The sequence below is a fragment of the Desulfovibrio sp. genome (assembly GCF_009712225.1).
Taxonomy (GTDB): Bacteria; Desulfobacterota; Desulfovibrionia; order Desulfovibrionales; family Desulfovibrionaceae; genus Desulfovibrio.
In genome coordinates this window covers 96,139-116,626 of sequence record NZ_WASP01000010.1, presented here as the reverse complement: position 1 = coordinate 116,626, position 20,488 = coordinate 96,139, and the positions used below count along the sequence as shown (strand labels likewise).

Below are 20,488 nucleotides of genomic sequence, written 5' to 3'. Positions count from 1 at the left end.
AAATATCTTATCACTAATGTATAAAAAAGCGATACTCCTAACACTCTAGATTTATGAACTAAAAAAGTTGAGTGGTTACACAAATTAAAAAAAGTACAATTAAATTAGACCTTAAAGAAATTGTGTGAAAACGCGAACGTAGCTAGAAATGAAAATTGAACTGTGCTAACGACAATGCTTCCTGATTTTTTTATCTGACCAGATTGGTACAGTTACGTTGGCTTTGGTGCCTAGTAACACAATACATCTGCGATAATGCAGTCATTTTTTAAAGTGGTTTTGGGGTTGGCCTGAAACAAGAGCCTTTGGCAGGCGTCAACATCCTTACTCGCACGAGAGAAGCACTATGGGCAGTATGCAGTTGGTTCAGAGTGTATGCGGAATGTGCACCGCCAGGTGTCCTATTTCGGTAGAAATAAGTGACGGTGCTGTGGGTATGATTTATGGCAACCCGCACAGCCCGCTCAAGGGGGCCCTGTGCGCGCGTGGTGTTGCCGGCAAGGCGCTGGAACGCGAAGCCGAATGCCCGCAGACGCCGCTCATTCGCGTGGGTGAGCGTGGCGAGGGCAAATGGAAAAAGGTGTCGTGGGACGAGGCCTTTGACTATGTGGCCAAAAAAATTGCCGATGTGCAGCAGCAACACGGCAAGGAAGCCGTGCTGTGGTCTGACCGCGATGGCCCCTTTGCCGATCTTTACCGTGGCTTTATGCGCGGCCTTGGTTCGCCAAATGTCTGTACGCACAGCACCTCGTGCGACCTCAATGCCCACCATGCCTGCAAGGCTGTAATGGGCTTTGGGCGCGGCATGGCGGTAAACGACTTTGCCAACTGCAAGCACATTGTGCTGCAAACCCGCAATATTTTTGAGGCCATCAACCTCGGCGAAGCCAGAACCGTCATGCAGGCCCTGCGCAAGGGCTGCAAGCTGACGGTAATCGACATCCGCCACAATGTTTCGGCCGCCAAGGCCAACGATTTTTTGCTTATCCGCCCGGGTACGGACTATGCCTTCAATCTGGCCATCATCAACACGCTCATTACCCGCAATCTGTATAACAAGGATTATGTGGACGCCCACACCACGGGCTTTGCAGAGCTGGCCCAGTTTGTGGCGCCCTATACGGCAGAGTGGGCGGCAGAGCAGTGCCAGGTAGACGCGCAGGCCATTGTACGGCTCGCGCAGACGCTTGCCGCTGCGGCCCCTCATGTTATCTGGCACCCCGGCTGGATGACCTCGCGCTACGCGGATTCTTTCCAGGTTTCGCGCACAGCGCTGGTTATTACGGCCCTGCTGGGCGGCTTGGGTAGCAAGGGCGGTATTGTGCCCGGCCGTACGCCCAAGGAATGTGGCAAGCACGGCCTGAAAAAGTTTGTGGATCTCTTCCCTGCACCCAAGGGGCTGCGCGCCGATGGCCTCGGCACGGACAACAAGGCTTTTGATCCTGGTAAGGGCCTGCTGCACAAGGCTTTTGAGGCCATCAGCAACCCCCCGCAGGGCGCGGCCCCGGTCAAGGCCTACATAGCCTGGCGGCACGACCCCCTGCAGGGCTACCCCGATCCCGATGCCCTGCGCAAGCGCTTTGACGGCCTTGATCTGCTGGTGAGCGTTACCTTTTCGTGGTCAGACACTGCCTGGTACTCGGACGTGGTGCTGCCCCTTTCGACCTACCTTTCGCGCGAGAGCATCATTGCCACCAAAAATGGCCTCAAGCCGCAGTTTTTTGTGCGCAACCGTGCCATTCCGCCGCGCTATGATACAAAGGCCGACTGGGAAATCATCAGCGGGCTCTCAAAGCGTCTGGGCCTCGACCCCCTGGTCTTTGAAACGGCAGAGGATGTGTGGCGGTACCAGCTTGAGGGCACAGGCCTCACCAGCGTCGACTTTACCGAAAAAGGCTTTGTTTCGCTTACTGCCGACCCGTTGTACGTGGAGCTGAATTCTTATGCGTTTCCCACGGGATCGGGCAAGGTAGAGCTGACCAGCGAGGGCTTTGGCAAGGGGTGTGGCGTCAACATGCTGCCGCCTTACACTCCGCCCGTGGCCCCGCCCGAGGGGGCCTACCGCATCACCTTTGGGCGTGTGGCCGTGCACACTCAGGGGCACACCATGAATAATCCCCTGCTGCTCGAGCAGGTTCCCGAAAACACAGTGTGGATCAACAGCAAAAAGGCCAAGGCTGAAGGCCTCAACCCCGGCGACAGGGTGCGTGTGCTTGATGCCGCTGGCAATGCCATGGGCGAGGCCGGGGTCAAGATTACCCCTGCCATCCACCCAGAGGCCATTTTTGTGGTGCACGGTTTCGGGCACGACCTGCCTTGCGAAAGCCGGGCCTACCATCAGGGCATTTCTGACAGCAAATGCCTGCGTGGCGGCCTTGATATGCAGGATCTGGGCGGCGGCGGTCTGGCCATGCAGGAACACTTTGTCACCCTGCAAAAGGTGGCCCGTGCCAGCGCGTAATTTCGGCCCTTTGCCAGTATTGTCAGAGGGATGAACTGATACTGCCAAAACGTTCGACATAACCCACCGGTCAGCGTGGGAGGATGGTTATGAGCAAATATATTGTCATGCACAATTCGGCAGAATGCATTGGCTGCAAGGCCTGCGAGGTTCAGTGCCGCAGTTTGCACAACGGCGGGCCGGGAGCCTTTTTTTGCCGTGTTCTCTCGGTAGAGCAGACAGAACCTAAGCCAACCCTTGGTTTTGTCTACACCTCGTGCTTTCACTGTGAAAATCCGTGGTGCGTCAAGGCCTGCCCCACAGGGGCCATGCGCCGCAGGCACGACGGCATAGTCTATGTGGAAAAATCTCTCTGCGTGGGGTGCAAGGCCTGCATTACCGCCTGCCCGTGGGCTGCGCCGCAGTGGAATGCCCAGACCGGCAAGGTCGACAAGTGCGACCTGTGCCGCGACCGCATTGATCAGGGCCTCAAACCCGCCTGCGTTACCACCTGCGCCATGAGCTGCCTACATTTTTCCACGCCGGATGCGGCAAGTCAGGACAAAAGGCAGGAGTTTGCCGAGCAGATCCAGCGCAGCCGGCCTTCCGGGCTTTAGGTGCTGGCTGGCAGCAAGGCCTGCGGTTGGCCTTGAGCCAGACTGTTAGCGGATGTTGCCTGTCCGGGCCGGAGCCATAGAGGGCTCTGGCCCGGGGCAGGAAAGAAATAGCCGTAAGCAGGGTGCATTCCGCCATGTGGCTTCCCGCCGTACAGCGGGAAGGGCGGTGCCGACCTGCTACAATCGCCCTGCGGTGATTGCCAGGGCATTCAACAAGGTGGCTTTTATGGTGCGCACGGTTGCCGGAGAAGAGTATCTTGCCATTTTGCTGCTGCTGATAATTGCGCTGCTGTTTGGCGTGCTCACGCTCTTTTTCGGACGGTTTTTCCGCATGCGTCGGCCCTATCGCGAAAAGCTCATGCCTTATGAATCCGGCAACGAGCCAACCGCAGCGCCCCGCACGCGCTTTTCCATCAAGTTTTATTACGTTGCCATTCTCTTTGTCATTATCGATGTGGAAGCCATCTATCTCTACACCTGGGCCGTGGAATTTGTACGCCTGGGCAGCCTTGGGCTGGTAGAAATGCTGACCTTCATGACCCTGCTCATACTGGCCTATGCCTATGCCTGGAAGAAGGGGGCCTTCGAATGGGTGAAGTAGTTACGCGCCCCGCAGCGCACGACGGCCAGCCCCTTGTGGTGCACAAGGACGGCCTGCGGTTTTTTCCCGGTGCCAATGCAGTGCTTGGGCCGCTCAACTCCCTGGTCAACTGGGGGCGGCGCGGTTCCATCTGGCCGGTAACCTTTGGCCTTGCCTGCTGCGCCATCGAAATGATGGCCACTGGCGCATCCACCCACGATCTTGACCGTTTTGGCATTATCTTTCGCGCCAGCCCAAGGCAGGCCGACTGCATGGTGGTGGCCGGAACCCTGAGCAAAAAAATGGCTCCGGTGCTGCGCAGGGTGTACGACCAGATGCCCGAGCCGCGCTATGTGCTTGCCATGGGCAGTTGTGCTTGCAGCGGCGGGCTTTTTCAGTCGTATGCCGTAACCCAGGGTGTGGACCAGATTGTACCGGTTGACGTGTACGTGCCGGGCTGTCCCCCGCGACCAGAGGCGCTTTTTGACGGCTTTATCAAGTTGCAGGAGAAAATTAACAAGGAGCAATTTCGATGGAGTCCCTGGAGATAGCGCGTTTGCTGCGTGAGGCTTTTCCTCGGGAAGTGCTCGACATCAGGGAGCACCGAGGACAGGTGGCCGTGCTGCTGCGCCACGAGCGCATTCTTGATGTGCTCGTGTACGCCAGGCAGCAGCTTGGCCTAATGCACCTGCGCTCGCTCTGCGGGGTGGACAACAGCCGTCGTCACGAACAGGGCCTTGGTGCTTTCGAGGTTGTGTACAACCTGTACTCGGTCACGCAGCGCGTGGCCCTGCGCCTGCGCGCCCAGCTGGAAGACCCCGAGGCGGGCATTGATTCTGCCGTGCCGCTGTGGCCCGTGGCAAACTGGCTTGAGCGCGAGGTTTTTGACCTCATGGGCATACATTTCAAGGGGCACCCCGACCTGCGCCGCATTTTACTGCCTGATGACTGGCAGGGCCACCCGCTGCGCAAAACCTACCCCGTGCGCATTCCCCTGCGTGGCGTGCCAGAGTGGTCGGGCCTGACCGAGCTGCGGGAGCGCGCCAAAGAGGCCGACGCCCTGAGCTGGCAGGGAGGAGACGAGGCATGAGCGAAATTCGCAAAGAGAGTATTGAATGCCCTGTGCGCCACGGCCAGCCCGTGGGGCGGCAGAGCATGCAGGAGCTGCTGGGCGGCAACGCTCCGGAAGGCGAGGATGACTTCGACTGCTTTGACGAAGGCGACGAAGACCGCACCAGCCTGCGCCTTGGGCCGCAACACCCCGCCACGCACGGCGTGCTGCGCCTTGACCTTGAGCTTGAGGGCGAAACCATTCTTAGCTGCGACCCACAGGTGGGGTATCTGCATCGTGGCTTTGAAAAAATGGCGGAAACCTTCACCTACGCGCAGGCCCTCACCCTCACAGACCGGCTCGACTATATCGCCGCCATGTCCAACAACACGGGCTACTGCCTGGCGGTAGAAAAACTGCTGGGCGTCGAAGCGCCGATGCGCGCCCGTTACATCCGCACCATCGCCTGCGAAATGTCGCGCCTGTGCTCGCATCTGCTCTGGCTTGCCACCCATGCGCTCGACATCGGGGCCATGACGGTTTTTCTGTACTGCTTCCGCGAGCGCGAAATGCTGCTCGACCTGTTTGAAGACCTGTGCGGCGCGCGCCTCACCCTGACCTACCCGCGTATCGGCGGCGTGCGGCAGGACGTGACCGGCCGCTTCATGGGTGGTTTGCAGGACTTTTTGCACATCTTTCCCAAGCGCATTGAAGAATACGAAACCCTGCTCGACACCAACCGCATCTGGTTGCAGCGTACTGTGGGCGTGGGCGTTCTGAGCGGCGATGAAGCGCTGGCGCTGGGCCTTACCGGGGCCTGCCTGCGCGGTTCGGGCGTGGATTACGACGTGCGCAAGCACGAACCTTATGATGCCTATGATCTGGTGGATTTTGAAGTTCCTCTGGGCAGCGACGGTGACATTTACGCGCGGTACCGCTGCCGCATGGAAGAAATGCGCCAGTCTGTGCGTATCTTGCAGCAGTGTGTGGACAATCTGCCCCCCGGCGCAACGCTTGCCGCCGATGCCCCCGACCTGCTCATGCCCTACAGGGAGTGGCGCAGCCAGCCCGAAACCGCGCTTGCGGGCGGCAGCCTGCGGCAGGTCATACACGGCAACAACATCTATATGCCCGGCGATGTGTATGTGGCCACCGAGGCTCCCAAGGGTGAGCTTGGCTTCTACTTTGTAAGCGACGGCAGCAGCAGGCCCTACCGCATGCACGTGCGCGGGCCGTCATTCATCCACATTGGAGCGCTGGCCAGCATCGCCCCCGGCGGGCTGATCGCCGACCTCATCGCCAATATCGGCAGCATGGACGTGGTGCTGGGAGAATCAGACCGCTAGGGCCTTTCAGCAATGAAACGGCCAAGGATAATAACGGGTTTACGGCTACAATAAATCTGGCAGGGAAACCATGAATGTTCTGGTAATTGTGCTGCAACTTGTCGTGCTTCTGGTGATTGTGCTGCTGCATGTGGCCTACGCCACATACTTTGAGCGCAAGGTCATCGGTCATATGCAAATGCGCATGGGGCCAACCCGGGTGGGCTGGCTTGGTTTGCTGCAACCCATCGCAGACGGCATCAAGAGCTTTTTCAAGGAAGACATCATTCCTTCTGCGGCAGACAAGCCCATTTTCATGCTGGCCCCCATCATCTGCCTTGTGCCCGCCTTTGCCTCGCTGGCAATCCTGCCGTGGGCAGAGGGCTGGGCGCTCTCCAACATCAATATCGGCCTGCTCTTTGTTTTTGCCATGAGTTCTCTTGGCGGCTACGGCGTGGTGCTGGCGGGCTGGGCCTCCAACTCGAAATTCAGCTTTCTTGGCGGGCTGCGCGCTTCGGCTCAGGTTATCAGCTACGAAATTGCCATGGGTCTGAGCCTTGTGGGCGTGATGCTGCTCTCTGGTTCGCTCAATCTGGGCGACATTGTGGCGGCGCAGGGGCAGTCATTTTTTGGCATGTTCGCCTTTCGACAGTGCATTGGCTTTTTCATTTTTTGCGTGGCCATGCTGGCAGAAACCAACCGTGTTCCCTTTGACCTGCCCGAAGCGGAGAGCGAGCTTGTTTCCGGCTATTGCACGGAATACAGCGGCATGCGCTACGCCCTGTTTTTCATGGCCGAATACACCTCCATGTTTGTGATGGCCACGGTGGGCGTGGTGTGTTTTCTGGGCGGCTGGCGCGGCCCGGTCGAGGTGGGCTTTTTCCCGCCGTTCTGGCTGGTGCTCAAGGTTTACGGGGTCATGTTCTTCTTTTTCTGGGTGCGGGCGACCTTGCCCCGCTACCGTTACGACCAGCTTATGGCTCTCGGCTGGAAGGTGCTGATCCCCCTGGCGCTCTTCAATATTGTTATCACAGCCCTTGGCAAGGCCCTGCTGGGTTAGGGCCTGTTAATACTATGGCTCCTTTCCCCTCTGCCTGCGTCAGGAAGCCTTTTTATTCCGGTCGAGTACCGGAAGAGTACACTCTCTTCATAAAAAGGCTCCTTTCCTGGTAGGGAACAAAATTTCTCATAGTGTTAACAGGCCCTAGGCCCTTGATGAGGAGAGCAATGATGCAGATTCAGTACAAAGCGCCTCGCAACTGGCTGCAAACCCTGTTGCAGACAGAAATAGCCCAGGGCATGGCTCTGACCTTGCGGCGCATGTTCAACAAACCCATCACGCGTCAGTACCCGGAAGAAAAACCGGTGGTTGCCGCTGGCTTTCGCGGGCGGCATGCCTTGGTGCGCGATGCCGAAACCGGTGAAAGCCGTTGCGTGGCCTGCATGCGTTGTGCGCGCGTGTGCCCCTCGCACTGCATACGCATTCGCTGGAGCCGCGCCGCAGATAACAGCCGCGTGGTAGATGCCTACAATATTGACGCCTTACGCTGCATTTTTTGCGGCTACTGTGCCGAAGTCTGCCCGGTAAACGCCATCGTGCTTACAGAGGTCTATGCCTACGCCGCCAATGGTCGCGCCGCCTTCAGGTTTGACAAGCAGGCCCTGCTGGATAACTGGGACGACTTTGCTGCCCAAAAGGGTGACATGGCAGGTTACGTGAACCCCCTGTGCCGTCCCCGCAATATGCCCGAAGGCATGCTTGCCCATGCCAAGCGCGTGCCTGTGGATTCGGAATGGAACGGAACCGAGCAGTGGGTGGGTGTAAACCACCGTACCGTGCAAAAAAATGCAGAAAGCCCCCAGAATCAGAAAAGCCCCACATCGGGGCAGGGCGGGGCAGAGGCATGAGCTGGCTTTTGAACGTGGCATACCCAAGCGCAAAGGCGGGCCAGATGGAAGCTTGGCCTCGACACAGAGGCATTCTGGAACGGAGCGCAAGTCCACTGCGGAGGTGGAACCGTGTTTGGTGAAATATTTTTTCTCTACTGCGCCTTTGTCATAACGGTGTGCGGTGTGCTGGCCATAACTCTGCGCAATCCCATCCACTGCGTGTTGCTTGTGCTGGTGCTCTTTTTCCACATGGCGGCAGTGTACCTGACCCTGCAGGCTGAATTTCTGGCTGCCATACAGATTATCGTTTACGCCGGGGCCATTCTGGTCATGTACCTCTTTGTGCTCTTTTTGGTGAACCTGCAAAAAGAACTGCGCCTGCCAGCCCTTACGCCAAAACCCATTGTGGGCTACGCGCTGGCTGCTGCCCTGTGCGGCGGCATGCTGTGGGGCGTGGCTGGTTTTGTGCCGGGTGGCAAGGGACCGTGGCCGCTGGAAACGTTGCGCGAGGTAACACACACCAGAGCCCTGAGCCGCGAGCTGTTTACCCACCATTTTCTCTCGCTTGAAATTGCGGGCGTGCTGCTGCTCATAGCGCTGGTGGCGGCCCTGACCCTTGCGCGCAAACAACCTTCTGCCACAGATGCCGAGATTCAGACTCAGGCGGGCGAGGGCGGCACATGCGCGTGCGGCAATAAAGACCAAGGAGGCGCGGCGTGATTCCCCTTTCGTGGTACATGGCGCTGGCAACGGTGCTGTTTTGCATAGGCGTGGCCGGGTTTCTCACGCGTCGCAATGTTATTGTCATGCTGCTTTCGCTCGAGCTGATGCTCAATGGCGTGAACCTCAATCTGGTTGCCATGAGCTATTTTATGGACGCACTGCGCGGGCAGGCTTTTACCGTGTTCATCATTACCGTGGCCGCCTGCGAGGCAGCCGTGGGGCTGGGCATTGTGATCTGCCTGTTCCGCAGCCGCAGAAGCGTGCGTAGTGAACACATCACCATCATGCGGGGGTAACATGCCAATATATTTGCTGCTTATTCCCTTTTGCCCCCTGCTGGCCTTTGTGCTTACCCTGATCTGTGGCCGCTACTGGGGCGAACGAGCGCACTGGCTGCCCATTGCGGGTATCGCCACGTCGCTGGTCTGCGCCCTGATGGCCCTGCGCGATGTGCTGGGCGGCACTGTGGTCAACTCCGATATCCACACATGGATAGCCTCTGGCAACCTGCGCGTGACCTTTGGCTTTCTGGTAGATCAGCTCACGGCGGTGATGCTGGTGGTGGTTACCAGCGTGAGCACCCTGGTACACATTTATTCCGTGGGCTACATGCGGGGTGAAAAAGGCTACTACCGCTTTTTTGCCTATCTTGGCCTGTTTTCCTTTTCCATGCTCATGCTTGTCATGGGCAACAACTTTTTGCAGCTCTTCTTTGGCTGGGAGGCTGTGGGCCTTTCGTCCTACCTGCTCATCGGTTTTTACTATGAAAAGGATTCTGCCTCTGACGCTGGCAAAAAGGCCTTTATCGTCAACAGGTTTGGCGACTTTGGCTTTTTGCTGGGCCTGTTTTGCATCTTCACCATCTTTGGCAGCCTGCACTATGCGGACGTTTTGCCCCAGGCAACCGTGCTTGAGGGCATGAGCTTCACCCTGTGCGGCTATACGGTCAGCGCTCCCACGCTCATCTGTCTGCTGCTGTTCTGCGGCGCGGTGGGCAAGTCTGCCCAGCTGCCCCTGCATGTGTGGCTGCCCGATGCCATGGAAGGCCCCACCCCGGTGAGCGCGCTCATCCACGCGGCCACAATGGTTACGGCGGGTGTGTTTATGCTGGCGCGCTGCAATGCCCTGTTTGCCCTCTCATCCACAGCTCTGGCGGTAATTACCGTGGTGGGCGCGGTAACAACCCTGTTTGCCGCCACCATCGCCCTTACCCAGACAGACATCAAAAGGGTGGTGGCCTATTCCACCATCAGCCAGCTGGCCTACATGTTTATTGCCTGCGGCGTGGGTGCTTACGGGGCGGGCGTGTTCCACCTGTTTACCCACGCTTTTTTCAAGGCCTTGCTGTTCCTGGGCTGTGGCTCGGTGATTCTGGGCATGCACCACGAGCAGGACATGCGTTCCATGGGCGGCCTTGGCAAATACATGCCCGTGACCAACGCAACCTTTTTGCTGGCCTCACTCTCCATTGCGGGTGTGCCGGGGCTGGCAGGGTTTTTCAGCAAGGATGAAATTCTGCTTATGGCCTTCAACGCCGGGACGTTCACGGGCTATCTGGCCTGGGGCGTAGGCGTGCTGGTGGCATTCATGACGGCTTTTTATTCCTTCCGTCTGTATTTCAGTGTGTTCACGGGCGAGTTTCGGGGTACGCATCACCAGCGCGATCATCTGCATGAATCGCCGCTTGTGGTCACTGTTCCCCTGCTGGTTCTGGCCGTGGGGGCTGTGGCCTCTGGCTGGCTGGGCATTCCGCATGTGCTGGGCGGTTCCAACCACTGGGCAGAGTTTCTCGCGCCGGTTACGGGGCACCCGCATATGCATGTTTCTGAGGCTGGAGAGCTTGGGCTCATGGCGGTTTCTGTGGCTGCGGGTGTGGCGGGCATCAGCCTTGCATGGTTTATGTACTGCCGCAGGCCGGAACTGCCGGGCAGGGTGGCCAGCGCCTTTTCGGGCCTGTACCGCCTGTTTTCGCGCAAGTACTGGGTGGACGAAATCTATGTGGCCTGTCTGGTGCGCCCCGCGCTGTGGCTGGCAGACAAGGTGCTGCTGGGCGTGGTGGACACGCGCGGCATAGAAGGCGTGGTCAACGGCGTGCCGCGCGCCATCGGCAGACTCTCCACAAGCCTGCGCAGGCTTCAGGACGGGCAGGTGGCGCACTATCTGACATGGCTGGCTGGCGGCGTTACCGCGCTGCTGCTGGCGCTGCAACTGGGCATTTTTTCCTAACCACGGCGGGGAGATCGCATGTCTGTACCTGTTCTTTCCTTGCTCATCATTGTGCCTCTGGCGGGTGGGCTTTCCCTGCTGGCTGTTTCGCGCCGTAACGAGCTGGCCATCAAGCTTGGCGCGCTTGCCGTGTGCCTGCTTGAGCTGTGCCTCAGCCTTGTGGCCCTGAGCCGCTTTGACAAAAGTCTGTGGCGGATGCAGCTGGTGGAAAACCAGCCCTGGATCGAGAGCCTGAACATAAATTACGCCCTTGGGGTGGACGGCATAAGCGTACTGTTTCTGCCGCTGACGGCCCTTATTACCCTTATGGGCGTGGCGGTTTCGTACAAAAGCATCAAGGTCAAGACCAAGGAATTTTTCATCAGCCTGTTGCTGCTTGAAAGCGCCATGGTGGGCGTATTTTGCGCCACAGACCTCATGCTGTTCTATATCTTCTGGGAAGCGATGCTCATTCCCATGTTTCTGCTTATCGGCGTGTGGGGCGGGCCGCGCCGCATTTACGCCACGGTAAAATTCTTTCTGTACACCCTGCTGGGCAGCCTGCTCATGCTGCTTGGCATCATTACGCTGTACCTCAAGGGCGGGCATACTTTTGATGTCGCAGTCCTTGCCCGCAACACCTTTGACCCCCGGCTGCAACTGCTGCTTTTCTGGGCGTTTTTTGCGGCCTTTGCGGTCAAGGTTCCCATGTGGCCTGTGCATACGTGGCTACCCGACGCACATACCGAAGCGCCCACGGCAGCCTCGGTAATTCTGGCGGGCGTGCTCATCAAAATGGGCGCGTACGGCTTTTTGCGCTTTTCCCTGCCGCTGTTTCCCTATGCGGCGTGGGTGCTGCTCAAACCGATGCTGGTGCTTTCTGTCATTGCCATTGTGTACGGCGCGCTGGTCTGCCTTGCGCAGACTGACGTCAAAAGGCTCATTGCCTACAGCTCGGTAAGCCACATGGGCTTCGTGACCCTTGGCCTTTTTGCCCTTACGCAAAAGGGCGTGGAAGGCTCCATTTTGCAGATGATCAACCATGGCATTGTGACAGGCGCGCTCTTTCTGGGCGTGGGCATGCTGTACGACCGCACCCATACACGTGAAATAAGGGTTTACGGCGGTCTTGCCTCGGTCATGCCGTTGCTGGCGGCCTTTTTCATGCTCTTTACGCTGGCGGCTGTGGGCCTGCCCGGCACCAACGGTTTTGTTGGCGAATTTCTGATCCTGCTCGGCGGGTTTGAACGCGCGCCGTGGGCGGCGGTGGTCGCATCGTCGGGCCTGATACTGGGCGCCTGGTACATGCTGTGGCTGTATCAGCGGGTGTTTTTCCGTCAGGTTTCAGAAACCGTAAGCGGGCTGATAGGCGAAAGACTTGATCTGCGCGAGGTTGCCATACTGCTGGTCATGGCCGTGCTGATCATTGGCATCGGTATTTTCCCCAATGCGCTGCTGGAATACATGCACGCCACGGTGGAACATCTGGTGGCGAATACCCAGCAGGCTTTTGCGGCTTATTCCAGTTACTAGCAGCTGCGACGCGGGCGGTGCATGCCGCCTGCTGTCACGGCCCGGTAAATATTTGCGGCCCCGGCCCGGGACGCTGGCAAGGCGGCAGCCCACAGGGGTATTGTGCTTGGCCGCACAAGGGCAACACCATAGGAGCTAACATGACAGCCATATCCGTAGCGCCTCTTTCGGCTCTGCCGTTGCTGAAAGATATCCCGGCCCTCTTGCCGGAGCTGACGCTCTTGGTCACGGCCATCGGTTTGCTGTGCAGCGATATGTTTTTTCCGCGCGAACGGGCCTTTCTGCAATGGCTGACAGTAGTTGGCGCAGTGGCGACTCTGGCGGCCATTGTGGCGGTTTCTGGTGGCGGTGGAGTTACTGCTTTTGACGGAATGTTCCGCGCCGATGGCTTTGGTGCACTGTTTAAAGCTGTTTGCGTCATGGCACTTGCATTTACGGCGTTAATGAGCGAAAGTTTTTTTTCACATGCCCAAATGCGCCAGGGGGAATATTACTGCCTTGCGGTATGTTCAACACTGGGCATGTGCATCATGGCATCGGCGGGCGATCTTATTGTGCTTTATCTGGGCCTTGAGCTCATGGCACTGCCCATTTATGCCCTGGCTGCCCTGCGCACCGGCGATACCCGCAGCAGTGAATCGGCCATCAAGTACTTTTTGATGGGCAGTTTTGCCTCGGCCCTGTTGCTGTTCGGTATGTCCCTGTTGTATGGGCTTACCGGGCACACGGAGCTGACGCAGATTGCCGCTGCCTTGCCTGTTGCCGCTAACGGGCAAACGCTGCCCGCCCTGGTTGTTGCTTTGGCCCTCATGCTGGCAGGCATGGGTTTCAAGGTGGCAGCCGCGCCCTTCCATGTGTGGATTCCAGACGTGTACGAAGGTGCGCCCACAACCGTGACCGCCTTTATGTCGGTGGCGGCCAAAACGGCCAGCTTTGCCGTACTTGCGCGCGTGCTGGTCATGGCTTTGCCGCAGATGGGCACGCAGTGGAGCGGGGCGTTGGCCTTTATGGCCGCGTTGACGATGCTTCTGGGCAACATTGCCGCTGTAATGCAAACAAGCCTCAAGCGCATGCTGGCGTATTCTGCCATAGCCCACGCGGGTTATGCGCTTTTGGGAATCGCCGCCTGTACTGCCGATGGCTTGCGCGCCACAGCGGCGTATTTGACCATTTATCTGTGCATGAATATGGGGGCCTTTGCCATTATGGGCTACCTTGCCGTGCACGGGCAAAAACTGGGCAATAATCCTCTGGCCGATGCGGGGGAAGATCTGGATGACTACGCTGGCCTTGCCGCGCATCATCCTGCTTTGGCTGCGGCCATGCTGGTCTTTCTTTTTTCGCTGACGGGCATTCCGCCGACTGCGGGCTTTATGGGCAAATTCATGCTCTTTAAAGAAGCCTTTTCGGCTGGGTATACCCTGACGGTGCTTGTGGCTGTGGTCAGCAGCACCATTTCGGCCTGGTATTATCTTGGAGTGGCACGACGCATGTATATGCAGGACGCCCCGGCAAATCACCCCGTGCCTGTTCAGGCAGCTTCGGGCGGTGCGGGAGTGAGGGCGGTTCTTCTGTTCTGTCTGGCAGGTGTGGTACTGTGGGGCGTTTTTCCACAGATGCTGCTCACGTGGGTACATGTGTTTTTTTAGGAATCCGCTTTGAGGGGCGTTTTCCGGTATTATAATCCGCTGCGTGTGCAGCGTTGATCGGGAGGAGTTGGAATGAAAAACAAATGGATACTTATGGGCCTAGTAGCCTCGCTTGCGGTGCTTGCCGCCAGCGCCGCTTTTGCCGCCGACGGCAGTGTGCTTGCCAATGCCATTGCCAAACAGGTGGAAACTGCCCCTGAAACCCTGAACATGCAGGCCGAACCCGGCTATCTGGGTATCCCCGGCGGCCCCAAGGTCAACATGATTCTGGCCTTTGGCTGGGCCTTGTGGGTGGGCTGGATTTTCTCGACCGTGGGCGCTTTTGGCGGCGTTATGGCTGGCGTGGGCCACATGACCGTGCACGGCCTTGGCGCGTATGCCAAATCTTTTGGCAAAACCCCGCTCAACAAATCCGTTACCGACTCTGTGCGCGCCTCCAACCAGATGCTCGCCGGTCTTTCTGCCGTTATCAGCACGTTCAGCTACTACCGCATGAAGCGCCTTGTGCTGCCCCTGGGCTTTGCCTTGGGTCTCGGCTCCATTGTGGGTGCTTTCGCGGCTGTTTCGTTGACCGCTGGCAAGCTGAACTTCTCGTCCTATCAGGGCTATTTTGGTCTTTTCGTGCTGGTGCTGGGCCTGTACCTGATGTGGGAAACCTCGCCCGCCGGCCAGCGCTCCAAGGCCAAGGCCAAGGAAGCCGCCAAGGCTTTTGAAGCTGCCGCCAAGTGCAAGACCGAAGGCACTGCCATGCCCACGGGCGTCAAGCTCATCAAGTTTACCTTCACCACCTGCCAGTTCACCTTCTGCGGCGTGGAATTTTCCTTTAATCCGCTGATTCCCTTCCTGGGCGGCGTGGTTATCGCCAGCATCGCGGCCTTCCTTGGTGTGGGCGGCGGCTTCCTGCTCGTGCCCTTCATCACCAGTGTTACCCAGCTGCCCATGTATCTGGCCGCCGGTACCTCCGCTCTGGCCGTGCTGCTCAGCATGATCACCGGTATCACCACCCTCATGCTGCACGGCGCGCTGGTGGACTGGAACCTGGTTGGTCTTGAACTGGCCGGTATCGCTGTGGGCTCCATTGTTGGCCCCTACACCTCGCGTTTCTTCTCCGAAATCTGGTTGAAGCGCCTGTTCATCGTGCTGGCCCTGTACGTGGGTACGGATTACATCCTGCGCGGCTTCTTCAACATCAAGATGTTCGGCTAGCATTCGGGCATTGCCCGAACTGTGCTGAAAATATGAACAAGCACTGCATCTCCCTGGCAAGCCCAAGGGGATGCAGTGTTTGCTTTTGTTCACAATCAACCACCCGCCCGTGCGCCGGTGCCGCACAAGGCCCCCGGCGCGGATAACGGAGCCGCTGAGCATATGGAAGAACTACTGGTCTGGCTTGATCCCTTTTTAGTGCTGCCTTACCGCCTTGTGGGGCAGCCAGAGGCAGCCTACTTTTTTGGCACAGCCGCCCTGGCCCTGCTGACGGCCCTTATTGGCATTGCCACCCTGCGCATGGCCCAGCGCATGCACCGCAAGCGTCTTAAGCAGCTGCAGGACGACATGCGCCATTACCATGAGCTGAGCGAATCGGCCTTGCAGAATTCTGGCAAGGAGGCCTTTAAGGCCGTGAACCGTCAGGGGCACGAAGCCTTTGGCTACTATTTTTCGCTCAGCAACGCGCTGTTTGTGGCATCGCTGTGGCCAGTGCCCATTGTGCTGGCCTGGATGAAACTGCGTTTTGGCCTGATCAGCCCGGAGCTGCCCTTTAGCCTGCCCCTGTTTGGCAATCAGCCAGGCATGGTTTTCTGGTTTATTCTTTTTTATATTCCGCTGCGCATGTTCAGCAACAAAACCATCACACGCTGGCAGTTGCGCAGGGCAGATGCCCAGCCGCAAACGCAACCCTTCGCCCCTGCAGAGGCAAGCGCCAGTTCTGAATCGGGCGCTGAAAACAGTTCCGGGGCAGAAAGCCAGTCAAACGTCCAGAAGGCCAACAAGCCCTGACAGCCTGAAATTTCGGCCCTGTGCCGTTTTATAAACATCAACGGCCCCGCATCCTATAAGATGCGGGGCCGTTGGTTATTTATGTGTGTGCAGTCAAACCGCTCAGGCAAACAGGTCCTTTACGTTGTGCGGCTTGCAGCGCAGATACTGCGAGGGCGCGGCAATGGTCTGCCCAAGAGCGGCCGCGGCATGCCAGGCCCAGCGCGGGTCGTACATCATGGCGCGGCCTATGGCCACCATGTCGGCCTGACCTGACACCACAATGCTGGCGGCCAGTTCCGGCTCGGTGATGAGCCCAACGGCAATGACAGGCAGGCTGGTTACCGACGCCCTGACCGCAGCCGCCAGCCCAACCTGATAGCCGGGCGCAAGATTGATACGCTGCTCTGGCGCAAGGCCACCGCCAGAAACGTGGACATAGGCTGCCCCGGCTTTTTCCAGAGCCTGGGCGAAGGTGGCGCATTCCTGCACGTTCCAGCCTTGGTCCACAAAGTCGGTGCCGGAAACGCGCACGCCAACCGGGTAGTTGGCCGGAACGGCCGCGAGCACGGCCTCCAGCACTTCAAGCGGAAAGCGCATCCTGTTTTTCAGGCTGCCGCCGTATGCATCTGCGCGGACATTGCTGAGAGGCGAGAGAAACTCGTGCATCAGGTAGCCGTGGGCGGCATGCAGTTCAATACAGTTGTACCCGGCGCGTACCGCCCTTTGGGCTGAGGCCACAAATGACCTTGTAAGCCGGGCAATATCTGCGGTGGTGAGCTCAGCGGGTGTTTGATGGCCCGGCGCATAGGGCAGGGCGGAAGGTGCGCATATTTCCCAACCTGCGCCGTCGGCTGGCAGCGGTTTGCCGCCTTCCCACGGGCGGGCGGTGGAACCCTTGCGTCCCGCATGCCCAAGCTGAATACCCAGAGGGGTTGCGGAATATGAACGTATGGTATCAATCATGTGCTTGTGGGCGGCTTCCTGTGCATCATTCCACAGTCCCATGTCCTGCGGTGAGATACGACCGGGTGCCTCCACAGCGGTAGCTTCTACAATCAGCAGACCAGCCCCGGATGCGGCAAGGTTGCCGTAATGCATGACGTGCCAGTTGCCGGGCAAGCCGTCCTGCGCCGAATACTGATCCATGGGAGGCACGACAATGCGGTTGTTCAGGGTCAGGCCCTTGAGCTTGATGGGAGAAAAAAGTGGGTTCATGGATTCCTCCTGCTTATAGGCCATCATATGAGAATGCTATCTGTTTGTTAAGCGCTTGCCCAACGCCCTGTAGCTATTTACTTATGTCGCTAAACGTGGCTCAATTGCCGGTAATTTCGAGGGGCGCACATGCCCGCTGGGAGGCTGCATGATTACATTGTTCAATTGTCTGTCTGATCACCGGGGCAGGCTACGCGCCGTGGCATGCTTTATAACGCTTTTTGCGGTCCTGAGCGTTTGGCCTTGCGGCGGCATTAACGACGGCATGCCCAACGGTATAAGCGTGCGTTGCGCTGCAGCGGCCAGCACCGGTGATGAGCACGATGCTGTGGGTACGCCAGATGCCACATTGGCAAAACGCCTTGATGCCGTGCTGGACGAGGCAATTGCACAGCAAAAAATTGTGGGGGCTGTGGTGATGGCCGCCCGTAACGGTCAACTGGTGTATCAGCGGGCCGTGGGGATGGCCGACCGGGAAAATGGCAGGGCCATGAGCCTTGATACGCGCTTTCGTCTGGCCTCAATGAGCAAGGCCATTGTAAGCGTGGCCGCTCTGGCTCTGGCAGATCAGGGCATGATAGATCTGGACGACCCGGTTACCCGCTGGATTCCTTTCTTTACTCCCATGTACCATGGCAAGGTTGAGCACGGCATTACCATACAGCACCTGCTTACCCATACAGCCGGGCTGTCATATGGTTTTCTGGAACCGGCAGACGGCCCCATGGCGCAGGCCGAAGTATCTGACGGGCTGGATAATCCGACCATCACACTTGAAGAAAATATCTGGCGGCTTGCATCAGTGCCGTTGTACTATGAGCCCGGCACAAGCTGGAAATATTCCCTTGCCATTGATGTTCTGGGCGAGGTTGTTTCCAGAGCCGGGGGCGACTCCCTGCCCGATGTGGTTAAAAAGTACGTTACCGGGCCACTGGGTATGACCTCCACAGGCTTTGTGGCCGACAGGCCAGAGATGCTTGCCGCGGCCTACCTGTGGGCCGATGGCAAGCCCCATCGCATGGCAGAAACCGAGGTCGTTCCTCACGGTGTGTCGGCCACGCGCTATGAGCCCGGCCGTGCGCTGGACGATCAGGCCTACCCCTCTGGCGGTGCGGGCATGGTGGGCACTGCTGCCGATTATCTGAAATTTCTGGAAGCACTGCGTACGGGCGGCGGCCCTGTGTTGAAGCCGGAAACCGCCACGGCCATGACCTCTGATCAGGTGTGCTCCGTCTACTCGCAACGCATGAGTGCGACCGCAAAAAAAACGAATGAAGTCGTTGCCCCCGGCTGGGGTTTTGGCTATGGCGGTGCTGTTCTGTTGCAGCCCGAAAAAGCAGAGTACAACGCTGGAGCAGGAACCCTGAGCTGGAGCGGCGCTTACGGAACCCATTTTTTTATGGACCGCGAAAATGGCATTTCCTTTGTGGTTTTGACCAATACCACACCCACGGGCATGGCTGGGCCCTTTGCTGTTGGCCTGGCGCAGGCCTTGTACGGTCAGAAGACGGACAAAAAAGCCGCAAAAAAGTAGGCGCAGGGCAGGGTGCCCCTCTGGCTGGCCCGCGTGTCTGCCATATCTAAATATTCAGCCCCTCTGATACGCAGGTTTGCGTGTCAGAGGGGCTCGGTTGTGATGTTTGGGCGTCGTTCTTACATGCGGTTGAGGGGGAGTTTTACATACTGCATGCCGTTAACTGCCTTGCCAAATTTGCCTGTGCGCATGTTGGCCTGCAGCGAGGGCAAGATCAGAGGCGGCACGGCCTTGCCCGAGTCGTCTGCGCGACGTCTGGTTACAAAATCTGCCTTGCCGACCTGCTGGTTCAGGCGCACGTTGCCGGTTTTTTGTTCTGCCACTGTGGCCATGCACTGAGGGCCGCGCATACCTTCTGGCGGGTAGTCATGCCCCACGTAGATTCGCGTGTCGTTTGGCAGGGCAAAGAGTTTGCGCGAGGAATCATACGAATCGTCGGCGCTGCCACCGGGAAAGTCGCACCGCCCCGAGCCCACGTCGGGCAGAAAGATCGTGTCGCCCACAAAGACGGCATTGCCCACAATATAGGTTGTGTCTGCCGGGGTATGCCCGGGGGTGTGAATTATTTTGGCGGGCATGTCGGCAATGGTGAATTCCTCGTCATTGTCGAACAGGTAGTCAAAGGCCGAACCGTCAGCGGGAGTGTCCTCCTGCGTTTGAAAAATGGGCGTCCACGTGGCGATGATATCGAGCATGTGTTTGCTGATGGCGATTTTTCCGCCCATTTTTTCCTTGATATAGCTGGCAGCTGTAATGTGGTCGGCATGAATGTGCGTTTCAAGAATCCATTCAACCACAAAATTCTGCTGGCGAACAAAATCAATAACGGCATCTGCCGAAGCCGTGGACGTGCGGCAGGCGTACATGTCGAAATCAAGCACGCTGTCTATGATGGCGCAGCGGCGCTGGGCGTCGGTTGCAGACCAGACCACGTATGTCCAGGTGGCTGTAACGGGATCAAAAAATCCGCGCACGTTGGGTGCAGACATGGCGAACTCCTTTGCAAAAAGCTTGGGTGGAATTTCTGGCAATCTTGGCAAACAGCACTACTGGCAGCTTGCGCCCGGGCTTTTGCCCCCGCCGATGGGGCAGGCGCCGCCTGTGCAACCCTTTTTGTTCCAGGGCGCGCGCGCGAGCAGCAGCGCAAGGCCGCACCAGTTTGTAAGGCCAGAAAATACCTGCCCGCAGCCAATAAAGAGCGCGCCAAGCAGAAATGCCTTGTGTGCAAAGAGCCCCAGCAGAACAAACAGGGCCGTGAGCGCTCCGGCCACAAGGCGCACCTGCCTGTCGAGGGTGGGCGAGGTTTCGCCCGTCTTGGGCAGGCCCTGCCCAACAGTGGGAAAGCCTGCTTCCTTGCAGGCCGCAAGGCCGCCTTCAATCACGGTTATGTCTGTAAATCCGGCTTCGATAAACTTGGCCGCTGCCGTTTGCGCGCGCCTGCCGCTCGCGCAAAGTGTATAGATGGGGGTGCTGGGCAATGCCCCGCTTCGCAAGGCAACCATTTGAGGATCAAGCTCCGTTACCGGAGCCAGGGTTGCCGGATGGGCAAGTCGTTTTTCCGCGAATTCCATGGGAGTGCGCACATCTACAATCAGCGCCTGCTTGAGATCTTTTTGCCGCAGGGATTGTGCGCTTATGCTTTTAACGGCTGTCATCATTGGCCTCCTTGGGGAGCGGCCTCCGGGTGACTGTGGAGGAAAATGTGTTGGTGGCAATTGCCACAACATGCCATTTGGTGATCTGCCA

19 protein-coding genes are annotated in these 20,488 nt (G+C 58.3%); 16 read left to right on the top strand and 3 right to left on the bottom strand.

From position 1 onward, the window contains the following. Window positions 1–346: 346 nt before the first annotated feature. From F8N36_RS12945 to F8N36_RS12875, 15 genes are all read left to right on the top strand, one after another. A complete protein-coding gene (locus F8N36_RS12945) occupies window positions 347–2,461 on the top strand; it encodes a molybdopterin-dependent oxidoreductase (RefSeq protein ID WP_291333234.1) in 2,115 nt (704 codons plus the stop codon). Window positions 2,462–2,550: 89 nt separating this feature from the next. After that, complete coding sequence (locus F8N36_RS12940; protein ID WP_291333233.1) at window positions 2,551–3,057, top strand: 4Fe-4S dicluster domain-containing protein; 507 nt, start codon at window positions 2,551–2,553, stop codon at window positions 3,055–3,057. 166 nt (window positions 3,058–3,223) lie between these two features. Next, window positions 3,224–3,658 (top strand): NADH-quinone oxidoreductase subunit A, encoded by a 435-nt coding sequence (locus tag F8N36_RS12935; protein WP_291333232.1) that lies wholly within the window; start codon window positions 3,224–3,226, stop codon window positions 3,656–3,658. Beyond that, complete coding sequence (locus F8N36_RS12930; protein WP_291333231.1) at window positions 3,646–4,188, top strand: NADH-quinone oxidoreductase subunit B; 543 nt, start codon at window positions 3,646–3,648, stop codon at window positions 4,186–4,188. The genes F8N36_RS12935 and F8N36_RS12930 overlap by 13 nt, the downstream gene beginning before the upstream one ends. Then, the gene (locus tag F8N36_RS12925; protein ID WP_291333230.1) at window positions 4,170–4,727 is read left to right on the top strand and encodes an NADH-quinone oxidoreductase subunit C; all 558 of its coding nucleotides are present in this window, start codon (window positions 4,170–4,172) and stop codon (window positions 4,725–4,727) included. Before F8N36_RS12930 ends, F8N36_RS12925 begins: the two co-directional genes overlap by 19 nt. Then, entirely contained in the window at window positions 4,724–6,034 is a 1,311-nt protein-coding gene (nuoD, locus tag F8N36_RS12920) for an NADH dehydrogenase (quinone) subunit D (protein WP_291333229.1), read from the top strand. The genes F8N36_RS12925 and nuoD overlap by 4 nt, the downstream gene beginning before the upstream one ends. A 70-nt stretch (window positions 6,035–6,104) precedes the next feature. Next, window positions 6,105–7,073: an NADH-quinone oxidoreductase subunit NuoH gene (gene nuoH / locus F8N36_RS12915; RefSeq protein ID WP_291333228.1), complete on the top strand. Its 969-nt coding sequence runs from the start codon at window positions 6,105–6,107 to the stop codon at window positions 7,071–7,073. A 167-nt stretch (window positions 7,074–7,240) separates the two neighbouring features. Further along, window positions 7,241–7,921, top strand: a complete 681-nt coding sequence (gene nuoI, locus F8N36_RS12910) for an NADH-quinone oxidoreductase subunit NuoI (protein ID WP_291333227.1) — start codon at window positions 7,241–7,243, stop codon at window positions 7,919–7,921. 111 nt (window positions 7,922–8,032) lie between these two features. Then, the gene (locus tag F8N36_RS12905) at window positions 8,033–8,623 is read left to right on the top strand and encodes an NADH-quinone oxidoreductase subunit J (protein WP_291333226.1); all 591 of its coding nucleotides are present in this window, start codon (window positions 8,033–8,035) and stop codon (window positions 8,621–8,623) included. Next, the gene (gene nuoK, locus F8N36_RS12900) at window positions 8,623–8,922 is read left to right on the top strand and encodes an NADH-quinone oxidoreductase subunit NuoK (RefSeq protein WP_366247055.1); all 300 of its coding nucleotides are present in this window, start codon (window positions 8,623–8,625) and stop codon (window positions 8,920–8,922) included. Before F8N36_RS12905 ends, nuoK begins: the two co-directional genes overlap by 1 nt. 1 nt (window position 8,923) lies before the next feature. Further along, window positions 8,924–10,852 carry an NADH-quinone oxidoreductase subunit L gene (gene nuoL / locus F8N36_RS12895; RefSeq protein WP_291333224.1) on the top strand — a complete coding sequence of 643 codons (1,929 nt, stop codon included), beginning with the start codon at window positions 8,924–8,926 and terminating at the stop codon, window positions 10,850–10,852. An 18-nt stretch (window positions 10,853–10,870) separates the two neighbouring features. Continuing rightward, window positions 10,871–12,364 carry an NADH-quinone oxidoreductase subunit M gene (locus F8N36_RS12890; protein WP_291333223.1) on the top strand — a complete coding sequence of 498 codons (1,494 nt, stop codon included), beginning with the start codon at window positions 10,871–10,873 and terminating at the stop codon, window positions 12,362–12,364. A 140-nt stretch (window positions 12,365–12,504) separates the two neighbouring features. Then, window positions 12,505–14,013, top strand: a complete 1,509-nt coding sequence (locus tag F8N36_RS12885) for an NADH-quinone oxidoreductase subunit N (protein ID WP_291333222.1) — start codon at window positions 12,505–12,507, stop codon at window positions 14,011–14,013. A 72-nt stretch (window positions 14,014–14,085) separates the two neighbouring features. Continuing rightward, complete coding sequence (locus tag F8N36_RS12880) at window positions 14,086–15,219, top strand: sulfite exporter TauE/SafE family protein (protein WP_291333221.1); 1,134 nt, start codon at window positions 14,086–14,088, stop codon at window positions 15,217–15,219. A gap of 75 nt (window positions 15,220–15,294) precedes the next feature. Then, window positions 15,295–16,011 (top strand): hypothetical protein, encoded by a 717-nt coding sequence (locus F8N36_RS12875; protein ID WP_291333220.1) that lies wholly within the window; start codon window positions 15,295–15,297, stop codon window positions 16,009–16,011. A gap of 102 nt (window positions 16,012–16,113) precedes the next feature. On the opposite strand, the gene F8N36_RS12870 is transcribed toward F8N36_RS12875, so the two are convergent. Next, window positions 16,114–17,208 (bottom strand): NADH:flavin oxidoreductase/NADH oxidase, encoded by a 1,095-nt coding sequence (locus F8N36_RS12870; protein WP_291333219.1) that lies wholly within the window; start codon window positions 17,206–17,208, stop codon window positions 16,114–16,116. A gap of 148 nt (window positions 17,209–17,356) precedes the next feature. Here F8N36_RS12870 and F8N36_RS12865 point away from each other — a divergent pair, with 148 nt between their 5' ends. Beyond that, window positions 17,357–18,742 (top strand): serine hydrolase domain-containing protein, encoded by a 1,386-nt coding sequence (locus tag F8N36_RS12865; RefSeq protein WP_291333218.1) that lies wholly within the window; start codon window positions 17,357–17,359, stop codon window positions 18,740–18,742. A 119-nt stretch (window positions 18,743–18,861) separates the two neighbouring features. Here the strand turns inward: F8N36_RS12865 and F8N36_RS12860 are convergent, their stop codons facing one another. Together F8N36_RS12860 and F8N36_RS12855 are read right to left on the bottom strand one after the other, a co-directional pair. Continuing rightward, the gene (locus tag F8N36_RS12860) at window positions 18,862–19,731 is read right to left on the bottom strand and encodes an MBL fold metallo-hydrolase (RefSeq protein ID WP_291333217.1); all 870 of its coding nucleotides are present in this window, start codon (window positions 19,729–19,731) and stop codon (window positions 18,862–18,864) included. Between the two features lie 57 nt (window positions 19,732–19,788). Further along, window positions 19,789–20,400, bottom strand: coding sequence for a rhodanese-like domain-containing protein (locus F8N36_RS12855; RefSeq protein WP_291333216.1), 612 nt, complete (start codon window positions 20,398–20,400; stop codon window positions 19,789–19,791). Window positions 20,401–20,488 lie beyond the last annotated feature (88 nt).

Excerpts from the sequence above, each read along its gene's own strand:
- nuoI (WP_291333227.1), top strand. The coding sequence starts at position 7,241 with ATGATGCAGATTCAGTACAAAGCGCCTCGCAACTGGCTGCAAACCCTG.
- F8N36_RS12890 (WP_291333223.1), top strand. The coding sequence starts at position 10,871 with ATGTCTGTACCTGTTCTTTCCTTGCTCATCATTGTGCCTCTGGCGGGT.
- F8N36_RS12865 (WP_291333218.1), top strand. The coding sequence starts at position 17,357 with ATGATTACATTGTTCAATTGTCTGTCTGATCACCGGGGCAGGCTACGC.
- F8N36_RS12945 (WP_291333234.1), top strand. The coding sequence starts at position 347 with ATGGGCAGTATGCAGTTGGTTCAGAGTGTATGCGGAATGTGCACCGCC.
- F8N36_RS12885 (WP_291333222.1), top strand. The coding sequence starts at position 12,505 with ATGACAGCCATATCCGTAGCGCCTCTTTCGGCTCTGCCGTTGCTGAAA.
- F8N36_RS12855 (WP_291333216.1), bottom strand. The coding sequence starts at position 20,400 with ATGATGACAGCCGTTAAAAGCATAAGCGCACAATCCCTGCGGCAAAAA.
- F8N36_RS12925 (WP_291333230.1), top strand. The coding sequence starts at position 4,170 with ATGGAGTCCCTGGAGATAGCGCGTTTGCTGCGTGAGGCTTTTCCTCGG.
- nuoD (WP_291333229.1), top strand. The coding sequence starts at position 4,724 with ATGAGCGAAATTCGCAAAGAGAGTATTGAATGCCCTGTGCGCCACGGC.
- F8N36_RS12940 (WP_291333233.1), top strand. The coding sequence starts at position 2,551 with ATGAGCAAATATATTGTCATGCACAATTCGGCAGAATGCATTGGCTGC.
- F8N36_RS12860 (WP_291333217.1), bottom strand. The coding sequence starts at position 19,731 with ATGTCTGCACCCAACGTGCGCGGATTTTTTGATCCCGTTACAGCCACC.
- nuoH (WP_291333228.1), top strand. The coding sequence starts at position 6,105 with ATGAATGTTCTGGTAATTGTGCTGCAACTTGTCGTGCTTCTGGTGATT.
- nuoL (WP_291333224.1), top strand. The coding sequence starts at position 8,924 with ATGCCAATATATTTGCTGCTTATTCCCTTTTGCCCCCTGCTGGCCTTT.
- F8N36_RS12870 (WP_291333219.1), bottom strand. The coding sequence starts at position 17,208 with ATGAACCCACTTTTTTCTCCCATCAAGCTCAAGGGCCTGACCCTGAAC.
- F8N36_RS12880 (WP_291333221.1), top strand. The coding sequence starts at position 14,086 with ATGAAAAACAAATGGATACTTATGGGCCTAGTAGCCTCGCTTGCGGTG.
- F8N36_RS12930 (WP_291333231.1), top strand. The coding sequence starts at position 3,646 with ATGGGTGAAGTAGTTACGCGCCCCGCAGCGCACGACGGCCAGCCCCTT.